We start from the raw sequence: 14,687 nt of genomic DNA on the forward strand, positions 1-14,687 counted from the left end.
CTTGCCCTAATAATGTAAATAATTTTATTACATTTGGGACTTTAACCTATGACACGGATTTATCAAGTTTTTATGGCAAAACAAAATTGTCATTTTATGCATTTTGGTAAGTTTTGATTAGTGTTGATCTAAGGAGATAGCTAAATTTATGATTACGCACTTAGAGGGCAAACTTGTTGAAAAAAATCCTACAGATGTTGTGATAGACTGCAATGGTGTAGGGTATTTTATTAATATATCACTTCATACCTTTTCTCAAATTCCAGATAGGGAACATTTAAGATTATATACTTATTTACAGGTTAGGGAAGATTCACATAGTCTTTATGGGTTTTCGTCTAAAACCGAGCGAGAAATTTTCAAATTACTGATTTCTGTTAGTGGCATAGGCGCAAATACTGCGCGTACTATGTTATCATCTCTAACTCCAGACCAGGTAAAGGAAGGTATTGCTGGTGAGGATGTGGCATTAATACAGAGTGTTAAGGGTATAGGTGCAAAAACGGCACAGCGTGTTATTATTGACCTAAAGGACAAAGTGTTAAAAGTCTATGGCATTGATGAACTTTCTCTAATACCAAACAATACGAATAAAGATGAAGCGTTATCTGCTTTAGACGTTTTAGGATTTAATAAAAAACAGTCTGAAAAAGTAGTTGATAGAATTTTAAAGTCGCAACCAGACGCCCAAGTAGAGCAAATTATTAAAGATGCTCTTAAAAACTTATAATGCAATTGAATAAAACTAACTATACTCAATTAAAATCAATACGTTTTTGCCTTTCGTTAGTGCTTATGATGCTAATGAGTGCATTAGCCTTCGCCCAAGAAGAGGGCACTGAACAAGATTCTACCAAAACCACATTTGCATTAGGGAAACTTAAGATGCCAAATCCCAGTAGTATTGAATCCAAATACACCTACGATCCTATTTTAGACCGATACATCTATACTGAGAAAATAGGCAGTTTCAATATTAATTACCCTTTGATTCTTACACCAGAGGAATTCCAGAGATTGGTACTTCAAGAAAGATTGAAAGAATACTATAAGCGAATGGCAGATGCTGCTGCTGGTCAAAAAGAAGGATCGGAAGAAGATCAAAAGAATTTATTGCCAGAGTTTTACGTTAATTCAGGTTTATTTGAAACTATTTTTGGTGGTAATACGATAAATATTGTTCCTAGCGGTTATGCAGAGGTAGACTTAGGTGTGTTGTTCTCAAAACAAGATAACCCGGCATTTTCACCGAGAAATAGAACTAATTTCACGTTTGATTTTGACCAGAGAATAGGAATAAGTTTACTAGGTAAAGTCGGTACACGTTTACAGGTAACCGCAAATTATGATACTGAAGCTACGTTTGACTTTCAACAACTAGTAAAGTTAGAATATACTCCAACAGAAGATGACATTGTCCGCAAAATAGAAGTCGGTAACGTCAATATGCCTTTAAACAGTTCCTTGATAACTGGGGCGCAAAGCCTGTTTGGTGTTAAAACCGAACTTCAGTTTGGTAAAACACGAGTTACAGCTGTTTTTTCTGAGCAGCAATCTCAATCGAGATCAGTGACTGCTCAAGGTGGAGGAACATTAGAAGAGTTCGAATTTTTCGCAAGAGATTATGATGAGAACAGACACTATTTCTTGTCACATTATTTTAGGGATAATTACGATAATGCTTTATTGCAATACCCATTTATTGACAACCAAGGACTTCAGATTACAAGGGTAGAAGTTTGGGTAACCAATAGGAATAACCAAACAGATAATGTTAGAAATGTGGTTGCTTTTCAGGATTTAGGTGAATCGGAAGCTGAAAATATTGGGTTAGAGCCCTTGCCAGCGGGTTTTGTAAACAATCCTGGTGCTCTACCAGATAATGAGAACAATGATTTTGACCCAACCAATATTGGTGGTCCTGGTTCATTGTTAACAGAAGCAGTGAGAGACATAACAAATGTTGAAGCTGGAGTTCAAGTACCTGTTGACGAAGGGTTTGATTATGGAAAGCTTGAAGCTGCAAGAAAACTTCGAGAAGGTCAAGATTATGTTTTGAACTCAGAGTTAGGATACATCTCTTTAAATCAACGTTTGCTTAATGATGAGGTCTTAGCTGTTGCCTTTCAGTATACGCGTGGTGGCGAAGTATTTCAGGTGGGTGAATTTGCCAATGATGGTGTAGATGCTACGGAAGTAAGCGATGGCAATAATGGCAATCAAATAATTAATAACCAGAGTTTGGTTTTAAAAATGCTAAAGAGTGCTGTGACTTCTGTTGAGCAGCCAATCTGGGATTTAATGATGAAAAATATCTACGACACTGGTGCGTTTCAGTTAAGTCCAGAAGATTTTAGACTGAATATTTTTTATACAGAAGCGTCTCCTGTCAATTATATTAGACCTGTTGAAGGCACAACCTTTCCTCCTTTTGATAATAACACACCATTTACGGGAGATGATACGGAAATCAATGAAACCCCTTTACTGCGTATTTTTCATTTAGATCGACTCAATTTTAATAATGACCCACAAGAACGTGGTGATGGGTTCTTTGATTATGTACCAGGTTTAACGGTAATACCACAAAATGGTAAAATTGTTTTTACTAAGGCTGAGCCATTCGGTCGCTATTTATTTGATGTGTTAGATGATGATGGCAACCCAAATAACAACGATACAGACTACGAGCAAGATACTTACGCTAATGAGAATCAAGAAAAGTATGTTTACGATTTACTCTATAAATCCACAAAAACACAAGCTTTAGACGAAGCTGAGAAGAATAAATTCCAAATCAAAGGACGCTTTAAAAGTAGTGGTGGTGATGGAGGTATTCCTATTGGTGCATTTAATGTGCCAAGAGGCTCGGTAAGGGTTACAGCAGGCGGACGACTACTTGTAGAAGGTATTGATTATACAGTAAATTACCAATTAGGACGTGTAGAGATTTTAGATGAAGCCTTAAAAGCATCTAACACACCAATTAACGTTTCTGTTGAAAATAATGCAGTGTTCGGGCAGCAAACCAGACGTTTTACAGGTGTTAATGTAGAGCATCAATTTAACGAAAACTTTGTTCTTGGTGCAACAATTCTAAACCTTAACGAACGACCAATTACACAAAAGGCTAATTTTAATTCTGAACCCATTAACAACACTATATTTGGTTTCAATGGTAATTACTCTACTGAAGTACCATTTTTAACCAGAATGGTCAATAAATTGCCGAATATAGATACTGATGTACCATCAAATCTTTCCGTTAGAGGTGAGTTTGCCTATTTGTTACCAGGCGCTCCTAATGGTACTGATTTTAATGGTGAAGCCACAGCTTATATTGATGACTTTGAAGGGACACAAGGTTCTATCGATTTATTAAGCCCACTATCTTGGTTTTTGTCGAGTCGTCCTAAAGAATTACCAGGAACTATACCAGGTAATGACGACAATGGAATACAAAATGGTTATGGTAGAGCATTTTTAAACTGGTACACCATTGACCCTATTTTTTATAGTAACCAAAGACCAGGTGGTATCACAGATGATGATGTCTCTAATCTATATACCAGACGTGTATTTATTGAAGAGATTTTCCCGGAAGTAGATATAGTACAAGGGCAAACATCGGTAATAAATACTTTAGATTTAGCATACTATCCTACAGAACGTGGGCCATATAATTTTGATCCTAATGCAACTGATGATACTTTGAACCCTAACCAAAGTTGGGCAGGTATCACCAGACAGATTACATCTACGGATTTTGAGCAAGCCAATGTAGAATATATAGAGTTTTGGGTACAAGATCCGTTTTTAGATAACCCAACAAGTTCTGGAGGAAAACTGTATGTGAATCTTGGAAATATTTCTGAAGATATCTTAAAAGATGGAAAGAAACAGTTTGAAAATGGACTTCCGGAAGACGGGAATATCGAATTTTTACAACCAGATCCACTACAACCAGAAGCACCTTATGTTGTACCTCAAAGTCAATCCTTAATATACACATTTGCGACAACTGGGCAAGAGCGTGCCAATCAAGATGTGGGTTATGATGGCTACGATGATGTAGAAGAAAGCCAAATGTTAACTGAAATTTATGGTGCCAATAATTTTGGTGAAGATCCTGCAAGAGATAACTATACCTATTACTTAAATACAGATGGAAATATTTTTGAGCGTTATAAGCAATATAATGGACAGGAAGGTAACACGCCAGATGTATTTACGGATACCAACAGAGGTTCTACAACACAACCAGACGTAGAGGATATTAATAGAGATAACACAATGAATACCATTGATAGTTATTTTCAATATGAAGTTGATATGAACCCAACGAATCTTAATATCAACAATCCACAAATTAATGATGTTAAGTTGAGAACTGTAACCTTGCCTAACGGAGATGAACGGGAAGTATCATGGTATCAATTTAGATTACCGATAAATGAACCTACCGATGCTATAGGAGGTATTACTGATATTAGATCTGTGCGTTTTGCACGTTTATACCTGAGAGAATTTCAAGAAAACACGGTCTTGCGATTTGCTACTTTAGATTTGGTAAGAAGTGATTGGAGACGTTATACTTTAGACTTAGATAACGACCCAACAAACAATAGTGCCGATGCGGAATTTAATGTTGCCATAGTTGGTGTACAAGAAAATGATGGTGATTATGTTATCCCTCCTGGCGTAAGACGTGAAGAATTAAATAATAACAATAATATTATAAGGCAAAACGAGCAATCCTTAGTATTACAGGCTTGTGAGTTAGAACCAGAAGATTCTCGAGGTGTCTTTAAGAATATCAATGTAGATATGCGTCAGTATAAAAACTTGCGTATGTTTTTGCATGCTGAAGCACAAGAAGGACAAACTCTAGACGAAGGAGAGATGATTGCCTTTATTAGAATGGGTAACGACTTTACTCAAAACTTCTATCAAATTGAAGTGCCGCTTTTACCAACGGATTTGGTTGATGGTAATTTACCAATTGAAGAACGTGTTTGGCCTTCTGTTAATGAAATAAATATTCCATTAGAAATCCTTCAGCAAATAAAATCCAAAGGTATCTTCGACCAATCCTTATCTAATGAAGATCCTACATTTTATGATGTAGTTGATGGTCAATTAAACGAAACACCAGTTGCTGAATTTTCACCATTACCTACGGGTCAACAACGTGTCGCTATAAAAGGTAACCCTAATTTTGGTGATGTAAGAGTGTTAATGGTTGGTGTTAAAAACTCAGGTAATACCGGAATGAATTCTTGTGGAGAGGTTTGGTTTAATGAGTTGCGCATGTCGGAGTTAGATAATGAAGGTGGTTGGGCAGCTGTAGTGAGTATGGATTCTAACATTGCTGACTTTGCAAATGTAAGTGCAACAGGACGACGCAGTACTATCGGATTTGGAGGTATCGAACAGTCACCTAATGAGCGAAGCCGAGAAGATGTAAAACAATATGATGTTGTAACTAATGTACAGTTAGGTCAGTTGTTGCCAAAAGAATGGGGTTTACAGATTCCATTTAACTATGCGCAAAGCGAAGAAATTATTACACCTCAGTATGATGAGTTTTATCGCGATATTGAATTGCAAACACAGTTGGATAATACAACCAACCAAGATTCCATTCTTAAGGTAAACGAGAATTATACCAAAAGAAAAAGTATCAACTTTATAGGTGTAAGAAAACAAAGAACTACTGATAAGGAAAAACGATTTTATGATGTTGAAAATTTAACGCTCAACTATTCATACAATAAAGTAGAACATCGCGATTTTGAGATTGAGAATTCATTAGATCAGAATGTCAGAGCAGGTGTCAACTACAATTATGCTTTTAATCCTCTTAGAATAGAACCTTTTAAAAAGAATGATTCATTGTTTACAGGTAAATACTGGAAGATCTTAAAAGACTTTAACCTCAATTTATTGCCATCAAGTTTTTCGGTCAATACAGATATTAATAGACAATTTAGCAAACAGAAATTTAGGGAAGTTGAGTTAGGTGGAGATAATATAGGTATCGAAGAATTGTTTAGAAGAAACTACACTTTCGATTTTCAATATGTCATTAACTATAATCTTACGGATGCATTAAGTTTAAACTTTACGGCTGCCAATAGTAATATTGTTCGTAATTACTTTATAGATGATCGCATCAACGGAAGACAAGACCCAGAGTTAAATGTATGGGATGGCTTCTTCGATTTTGGAGATCCAAACTTTCAAACACAGCAGTTACAAGTTAATTATGAAGTGCCGCTTTATAAAATACCAGCTCTAAGTTTTTTACGAGCTACTTATGCCTACAATGGTACTTTTCAATGGCAAAAAGGCTCGGATCTAAATGAGGGACTACTACTAGAAGATCCAGATAATCCCGGAACTTTTGATTCATTTAATTTAGGGCATTCCATTCAGAATTCTAATACGCATAACATCAATTCTACGCTTAATATGGAGACCCTATATAAATCCATTGGCTTAGAGAGAAAAGGTAACCAGAGAAATAGAGGAAGAACAAGAACTGCCACTCCAAGAACACGTACAGCAACACCAGATCCTAATGCTAATAATAATCAAGCAAATGATCCAAATAAATTAAGTGCGGGCAAAAAAGCATATAATACATTGATAGATGTTGTAACTATGGTAAAGCGTATTCAGTTTGGTTATACTGAAAACAATGGTACATTCTTGCCAGGTTATTTACCAACACCAGGTTTTATTGGTACTTTAAGACCAACTTGGGGTTACACATTTGGAAGCCAAAGAGATATTAGAAGTTTAGTAGCCAGAGAAGGTTGGCTAACTACATTCCCAGAATTTAATCAGCAATACACAGAAGTGACCAATAAAACATTAGATTACTCTGTGAATGTTGAACCGATGAGAGACTTAAAAATAGACTTAATTGGTAACAGAACCTATGCTGAGAATATAACTGAGAATTTTAGAGGGCTAGATAATGATAATGATGGATTTAGTGATGAATATGAAGATTTAATTACCAACTCATTTGGTAACTTTAATATTTCAACCGCACTAATAAAAACCGCGTTTAGTACAAGTGATGAAAACCAATCCGCTGCTTTTGACGATTTTAGAGCTAACAGATTAATTATTGCTAATCGTTTGGCTAGAGAATTTTATGGAACAAATACCTTCGCAACAGATGCAGAAGGTTATCCGTTAGGGTTCGGTAAAAATAGTCAACGCGTACTTTTACCAGCGTTCTTATCGGCTTACCAAGGTGCCAATCCAGAGAAAGTAAGTACCAGTGCATTTAGAGATGTACCAATTCCTAACTGGACATTGAAATATACTGGTTTAATGAAAATTTCATGGTTTAAGAAAACCTTTAGACGTTTTTCAATTCAGCATGGTTATCGTTCGCGCTATACAATTAATCAGTTTAGAACTAATTTAGATTTTGTTGCTGGAGATAGAGGCGAAGCGTATGGTGACCAACCAGACGATGCATTAGATCAATCGGGTAATTTTAAAAACCAAACCTTATATAGTAACATAAATCTAGAAGAGCAATTCAGTCCATTGATTCGTCTTGAGTTTGAGATGAAAAATTCCATCAAAGTTTTGGCAGAGGTTAAAACCGATAGATTATTGTCATTGAGTTTCGATAATAATTTAATGACAGAAATACAAGGCAAAGAATACACCCTAGGCTTGGGTTATCGTATAAAAGATTTAAGGATTCGCTCTGCGCTTGCTGGTGCAAAACAAATTGTAAAAAGTGACTTAAATATGCGTGCTGATATATCCGTAAGAGATAATAAAACCATCATAAGGTATTTGGATTTAGAGAACAATCAAGTTACGGCAGGTCAGACCATTTGGGGACTAAAGTACACGGCAGACTATGCCTTCAGCAAAAATTTAACGGCTATTTTCTATTTCGATTACACGTTTTCTGACTTTGCAATTTCAACATCATTCCCACAGACCTCATTACGATCAGGAATTACATTGCGTTATAACTTCGGAAATTAATTTTCCACGTTAATTTTGAAAACAAGAAATTAAAAAATTACATTTGTTTCATTAATATATTACAACACTAAAGAATGAACATACCATCAGAATTAAAGTACACCAAAGACCACGAATGGATTAAGATAGAAGGCGATATTGCAACCGTTGGCATTACTGATTTTGCGCAGGGAGAATTAGGGGACATCGTTTATGTAGAAGTAGATACCTTAGATGAAACGCTTGAGATTGAAGAGGTGTTTGGTACTGTTGAAGCTGTAAAGACGGTTTCAGATTTGTTCTTACCACTTTCTGGAGAGATTGTTGAGTTTAACGAAAGCTTAGAAGATGAGCCAGAGAAGGTAAATACAGACCCTTACGGAGATGGTTGGATGATTAAATTGAAATTCTCTGACGAATCCCAAATAGACAACCTCCTTTCAGCAGACGATTATAAAGCCATCATAAGTGGTTAAAAAATTGCTGTTGCCAGTAACGGTAATTTATACCGTAGCCCTGGTTATTGCGAGCTTAATCAACCTAAGCGGAGTGCCAAGTCTTGGGTCGTCTTTCGATGATAAAATTTATCATTTTTTCGCCTATTTTGGATTAGCGGTTTTATGGATATCCTATTTTAAACCCATCAAAAAAAAGTACACCTTAACAGTTGTATTAATCGGTTTAATTTTATTTGGAATAGTGTTAGAACTCATACAGCATCAGCTCAACCCAAACAGAACATATGATAATTTTGATTTAATGGCAAACTGTTTAGGAGTTATCATTGGCACATTAATTGCAGCTAGATTAAATATAATTAAGTTAAAATAAACTGAAGTTTTGCTTTTTTAGCTATTATTTAGTTAAATTAGCAACACTATAAAAGAAAGTACTATGGAACCTAAAAAGAATCCAAAATCTGATGTAAGCCGTAACAGCTCTCTCTATTTTGCTGTTGGTCTTGCCTTAATGCTGGGTATCACCTACATGGCAATCAATTACAAAACGTATGATAAGAGCGATATTGTTGCAGATACGCTTAACTTAGATGATGATTTAGAAGAAGAAATACCAATCACAGAACAGATTATTACTCCACCACCTCCACCACCTCCACCACCTGCTGCTCCAGAAATTATTGAAGTTGTAGAGGATGAAGAAGAAGTAGAGGAAACAGTAATTGAATCTACCGAAACTGAAATGGATACAGAGATTGTTGAAGTAGAAGAGGTAGAGGTAGAAGAAGTAGAAGAAGATATTGAGGTACCTTTCCATGTTATTGAAAATGTGGCTGTATTTCCTGGGTGTGAAAACAAAAAAGGAAATGCCGCAAAGAAAGATTGCATGAATGAAAAGGTAAACAAGTTCATTAATAAGAAATTCAACACCGAATTAGCAAGTGATTTAGGTTTACCTCCAGGTAGAAAAAGAATCTTTGTACAGTTTAAAGTAGATAAAGCTGGTAATGTTACAAGTATTGTAGCACGTGGACCACACCCAGGACTGGAAAAAGAAGCTAAACGTGTTATAGGTCAATTACCTAAAATGAAACCAGGTAAGCAAAGAGGAAAAGCAGTGGTAATGCCATTCTCTATTCCTATTGTGTTCCAAGTACAAGACTAAAAGAGAAATAACTTTTTTAAATATCAAAAATCCCGTTCAAAATTAATTGGACGGGATTTTCTTTTTGGTATGCTTATTGTGACTTTATCATAATATTAACATTTTAAATAATACGTATTATGAAAAATTCTAAAAAAACCTTCAATGGTGTTGGTCAGAACACTAAAGAAGTAAAGAAGTCACAAAAGCATGATGCAAATTTACAAAAAAACTCAACCCTATATTTTCAAATAGGGTTGATTCTTTGTCTATTGGGCACATATTCGCTTTTTGAAATGCAGTTTCAGGAAAAGAAAATTATTCCTGATACTGTAACAATTGACGAAGTTGCTACAATTGATGTAGCACCGGACTATCGGGTGGAAAAAGTAAAAGTAGAGAAACCAGAGCCTAAAGTTGAACGCAGTAAGGTCTTGACTGAGAAGTTTAAGGAAGTTGAGAATAACACTCCAGAGATCGAAGCTAAGATCTTCACTCCAGACGCGCCAGATACAACAACTAAACCTGTTGATCCGGGCAGTTTACCAGATGATGAACCCATAGAGGAAGAGATATTTGTCCCTTTTTCAAAAATCGAAAAAGTGCCAGTCTACCCAGGTTGCGAAAAAAAGAAAACCAATGAAGACAAGAAGCAATGTATGTCTGATAAGATAAACAAATTGGTAGGCAAAAAATTCAATACTGGTATTGCTGAAGAACATGGCATAACAGGATTTCAAAGAATTCACACTCAGTTCACCGTAGATAAAAACGGACATGTTACTGATGTAAAAATAAAAGGACCTCATCCTGAATTAGAAAAAGAGGCAAAACGTGTTATTGATAAAATACCACACATGAAACCAGGTTATCAAAGAGATCAGCCAGTAGGTGTTATTTATACGTTACCAATTGTCTTTGATATAAAAAATTAAAGAAGTACACTTTAAAAGAATTAAAACCGTTATCATTTTTGGTAACGGTTTTTGTTTTAGGGTTACTAAAAAAATTGAGTATCTTTCGACCAGTAAATTCTGTCTTTTCCATGAAGCGTATTTGGCTTGTAACTTTTTTATTCATTTCATTAATAGGTAATACCCAAACCCTTTCTACATACGAAAAACCACCTGTTTTTAGTGAATGTGACTCGTTAGCCATAGAGCAATTAAAGCCTTGTTTTAATTACACCTTAAATAATTTCATATTTAAAAACTTTCAAGTGCCTCAAATTGTCACTGACGAAGAGTATAAAGGTGATGTGCAGGTGTTGTTCGAAGTTGATAAGGAGGGTGAGTTTAAAGTAGTGTATGTAGATGCCATCTATGATGAATTAAAAGATGAAACCAAACGTGTGTTTGGTGTATTGCCAAAAATTAAACCCGCCACTTACAATGGTAAACCCACCTTTGTGCAGTACAGTTTAAGTATTTCCATTCCATTGACAGAGCCTGTTAAGGAAACCATAGAATCAAACAATGAGCCAAAATCTGATGAAGCTAGCCTCAATGCCACATTATCCAATGAGTTTGATGCCGTAAATGCAGAGTTAAAGCCTTACGAAAAATTAGAGTATAGTAGTCAGTTAAATATACCCTTTACACATTCATATTATGCGCGCTTTGATGATGAGATGAACGCCATTGGCACTAATAGCCACACAGCGGCAAAACCATTTGTGTATAGTGATGTAGCACGATATTATGACATTAAAGCAGAAAAAGAAAGTCTAGCAAAAGAAACTGATTCTTGGTTGGGTAGAAAGTTGTACAATGAACACTTGGTAGAGGTACAAGGTAAAGACTATTGGTTTACGGTAGACCCTATTTTAGATTTACAGGTTGGTGCTGACTCAGAAGCTGATGATGGTACTTGGAACAATACCAGAGGTGTTTTTATACAAGCTGGTTTGGGCAAGCGCTTTAATTTATCTGCTTCAATTTACGAAAGCCAAGGACGTTTTGCGGATTATTTTAATCGCTATTCTGAAAGTTTGAAAGCATTTGGGCCAGATCCTGCAATAATACCTGGTCGTGGAATTGCAAAGCGATTTAAGGAAAACTCATACGATTATCCTGTTGCAGAAGCCTATTTATCTTATACACCAGCCGACTTTCTAAATATCCAATTTGGGCATGGTAAAAATTTTATTGGTGATGGTTATCGCTCTTTACTTCAAAGTGATGTTGCCAGCCCATATCCATTTTTAAAATTGAATGCCAGTTTCTGGAAAATTAAATATACCAGTACATGGATGTGGTTAAAAGATGTGCGCCCAGAAGTGGTTGAGGATAAAGCGTTTTTAACCAAGTATATGGCAAACCATTATTTGAGTTGGAACGTATCTAAGCGTTTAAACATCGGATTGTTTGAATCTGTAATGTGGGCTGACGACAATGGTAGGGGATTTGATGTCAACTATTTAAATCCAATTATATTTTTTAGAGCCATTGAGTTTCAGACGGGTCAAGGAGCTGGTAATGCCATTTTGGGATTAAGCGGAAAATATAAATGGAATAACAAAGTAAATCTATATGGTCAGTTCATTATAGATGAATTCTCATTGAGTGATGTTACAGGTGGTAATAAAAGTTGGAAGAATAAATTGGGATTTCAATTAGGAGCAAAATACTTTAACGCATTTAAGGTAGATAACTTATTGTTGCAAGCTGAATACAATCAAGTACGTCCTTATACCTATTCTCATAATACCGAAATTTTGAACTATGGACACTTTAATCAGCCTATGGCGCATCTTTGGGGAGCTAACTTTAGGGAGTTGGTGTTAATAGGAAGATATAATTACAAACGCTGGTTTGCAGATGCCAAAATAATCATAGGACAACGAGGCTTTGACTTTAATACAGAAGAAGACAGTTTTGCTTATGGAGGAGATATTTACACCAACGAAAATGATCGTGTCGGTGATACAGGCATAACCATTGGACAGGGAAATAAAACCAATAGCTTTATGTGGGAACAGCAAATGGGCTATTTGGTAAATCCTGAAACCAATTTAAAATTATTTGCCAATATTATTTTCAGGGATTTTAATCCTGAAGCTATTACAGCAACAACAATGGATTCAAACACACTTTGGTTTAGTATTGGTGTAAGAACAGACTTGTTTAATTGGTATAATGATTTTTAGGACTTGTCTTCTTTCAGACTTTTATAAAAAGTTAATCGCATTTTCTCACTATTAATATAACCAGTCCCGTAACCTAAATCGTCATAAGTTTTAGTAATGCTTGAGTCTGTTTTAACTTCATCCTCGGTTTTGCCATTGTCAATTGCCTTTTGAACGTTGTCTCTTATGGTTTCAAGCATGGTCAAAAAATCCCTGTATTCTTCTTTATTGGATACTTTACCATGACCAGGAATAATTTTCGTGTTTTCATCAATGACCATTAATCCACGTTTTGCAGCTTCAATATAACCTTTTACGCTTCCTCCAGAATCTAAATCGATATAAGGATAACGGCCATTAAAATAGGTGTCTCCTGTATGAAGTACATTACTTTCAGTAAAATACAAAATGGCATCACCATCTGTATGCGCATTTGCAACGTGAAATACAGCTATACTTTCATCGTTAATGGTAATACTGAGTTTGTCATTGAAGGTGATAACAGGCAAAGCTTCCTCAGGTCTATAACCTCCATCGCGTTGTTTATCCTGTAAACGCTTTTTTACATTGTCGTGTGCAATTATTGTGGCACCTGCCTCAGCCATATTTTCGTTTCCACCTGTATGGTCGCCATGATGATGCGTGTTTACCAAATATTTTAAAGGCTTGTCAGTTAAGGCTTTTATAGCAGTCAAAATCTTTTCAGACAAAGGAGCAAACTGATCATCAATAATAAAAACACCATCTTCACCAACCGAAACACCGATGTTGCCTCCAGCCCCTTCGAGCATGTAGGTATGTTCAGAAAGTTGAGTTGTCTTTATTTCTACTTTATCAAAACGACCTTGTGCATATATTGAGGTTGAAAAAAGAAATAGAATAATCAATAAGTATTGTGAAGATTTCATAATATGAATTTTATGTGCTTTAGTCTTATAAAAATAAGCATTATTGGGCTACTTTATAAACCAAAATTAAAACTAGGTCTTACGTTGGTTAAAATTAAATTTCAGAGTATCTTTGCACTCGCTAAGAATAGGACAAAACGCTAACGATTTGGCTAATACAAAATCTTCATTATCAAAAGCTTCTGTGGTTACTGATTTTAAGGAAATCACTAAAATGGGCTTGTCCATAAGTGTGGTGTTTTCTGCACTTGCAGGTTATCTTCTTGGTGCTGAAACTATAAATTATACAACCCTTATTTTATTAGCTTTAGGTGGCTATTTTATGGTTGGTGCATCTAATGCTTACAATCAAATTATTGAGCGCGACTTAGATGCGTTGATGGACCGAACAAAAAATAGACCTATACCTGCCGGTAGAATGTCTGTAAATACAGCATTCATTATAGCGACTTCGTTTACCATCTTAGGTATTATCACCTTGTATATTATCAACCCTAAAACAGCAATGTGGGGAGCGATATCCATATTTTTATATACTAGTGTCTATACGCCTTTAAAAACCAAAACACCTTTAGCAGTATTTGTTGGAGCTCTCCCAGGAGCGATTCCATTTATGTTAGGCTGGGTTGCAGCGCGAAATGGTTTTGGTATTGAAGCAGGAACGCTGTTTGCGATTCAGTTTTTTTGGCAGTTTCCACATTTTTGGGCCATAGGATGGTTTTTATATGAAGACTATGAAAAAGGAGGCTTTTTTATGTTGCCAACAGGTAAACCGGATAAAGGGACCGCTGTACAGATAATAGTTTATTGTATATGGACGGTTGTGGTATCTATTATTCCGGTATTAGGGTTCACAGGTGATTTAAAATTATCAATAGTAGGTGCAATACTGGTCTTTATGTTAGGAATGCTAATGTTGATATTTTCAATGCGATTGTTTCAACAGAGAACGGCAAAGGCGGCTAAGCAGCTAATGCTATCGAGTGTATTTTATATTACCATGCTTCAGATTATATATGTAGCGGATAAATTTTTGAGATAAA

9 protein-coding genes are annotated in these 14,687 nt (G+C 35.6%); 8 read left to right on the forward strand and 1 reads right to left on the reverse strand.

Features of this window, described 5'->3' with window-relative positions; genetic code table 11:
• The first annotated feature begins 148 nt into the window (after positions 1–148).
• The 7 genes from ruvA to ACQ65V_RS06870 all read left to right on the forward strand — a co-directional run bounded on the left by ruvA (position 149) and on the right by ACQ65V_RS06870 (position 12,757).
• Complete coding sequence (gene ruvA / locus ACQ65V_RS06840; RefSeq protein WP_155088687.1) at positions 149–730, forward strand: Holliday junction branch migration protein RuvA; 582 nt, start codon at positions 149–151, stop codon at positions 728–730.
• Complete coding sequence (gene sprA / locus ACQ65V_RS06845; RefSeq protein WP_430467354.1) at positions 730–8,028, forward strand: cell surface protein SprA; 7,299 nt, start codon at positions 730–732, stop codon at positions 8,026–8,028. Before ruvA ends, sprA begins: the two co-directional genes overlap by 1 nt.
• 74 nt (positions 8,029–8,102) lie before the next feature.
• The gene (gene gcvH / locus ACQ65V_RS06850) at positions 8,103–8,483 is read left to right on the forward strand and encodes a glycine cleavage system protein GcvH (protein ID WP_155088683.1); all 381 of its coding nucleotides are present in this window, start codon (positions 8,103–8,105) and stop codon (positions 8,481–8,483) included.
• Entirely contained in the window at positions 8,476–8,838 is a 363-nt protein-coding gene (locus tag ACQ65V_RS06855; RefSeq protein ID WP_430467355.1) for a VanZ family protein, read from the forward strand. The genes gcvH and ACQ65V_RS06855 overlap by 8 nt, the downstream gene beginning before the upstream one ends.
• A 63-nt stretch (positions 8,839–8,901) precedes the next feature.
• A complete protein-coding gene (locus tag ACQ65V_RS06860; RefSeq protein ID WP_155088680.1) occupies positions 8,902–9,630 on the forward strand; it encodes an energy transducer TonB in 729 nt (242 codons plus the stop codon).
• 119 nt (positions 9,631–9,749) lie between these two features.
• Positions 9,750–10,544: an energy transducer TonB gene (locus tag ACQ65V_RS06865; RefSeq protein ID WP_430467356.1), complete on the forward strand. Its 795-nt coding sequence runs from the start codon at positions 9,750–9,752 to the stop codon at positions 10,542–10,544.
• Between the two features lie 110 nt (positions 10,545–10,654).
• Positions 10,655–12,757 carry a gliding motility protein RemB gene (locus tag ACQ65V_RS06870; protein ID WP_430467357.1) on the forward strand — a complete coding sequence of 701 codons (2,103 nt, stop codon included), beginning with the start codon at positions 10,655–10,657 and terminating at the stop codon, positions 12,755–12,757.
• Here ACQ65V_RS06870 and ACQ65V_RS06875 read toward each other — a convergent pair.
• Positions 12,754–13,644, reverse strand: coding sequence for an MBL fold metallo-hydrolase (locus tag ACQ65V_RS06875; protein WP_430467358.1), 891 nt, complete (start codon positions 13,642–13,644; stop codon positions 12,754–12,756). The genes ACQ65V_RS06870 and ACQ65V_RS06875 overlap by 4 nt on opposite strands.
• A gap of 148 nt (positions 13,645–13,792) precedes the next feature.
• Between ACQ65V_RS06875 and cyoE the strand changes: the two genes are divergently transcribed.
• A complete protein-coding gene (cyoE, locus tag ACQ65V_RS06880; protein WP_430467359.1) occupies positions 13,793–14,686 on the forward strand; it encodes a heme o synthase in 894 nt (297 codons plus the stop codon).
• The last annotated feature ends 1 nt before the right edge of the window (position 14,687 follow it).

It is taken from the genome of Winogradskyella ouciana (genome assembly GCF_965284585.1).
GTDB lineage: Bacteria > Bacteroidota > Bacteroidia > Flavobacteriales > Flavobacteriaceae > Winogradskyella > Winogradskyella ouciana.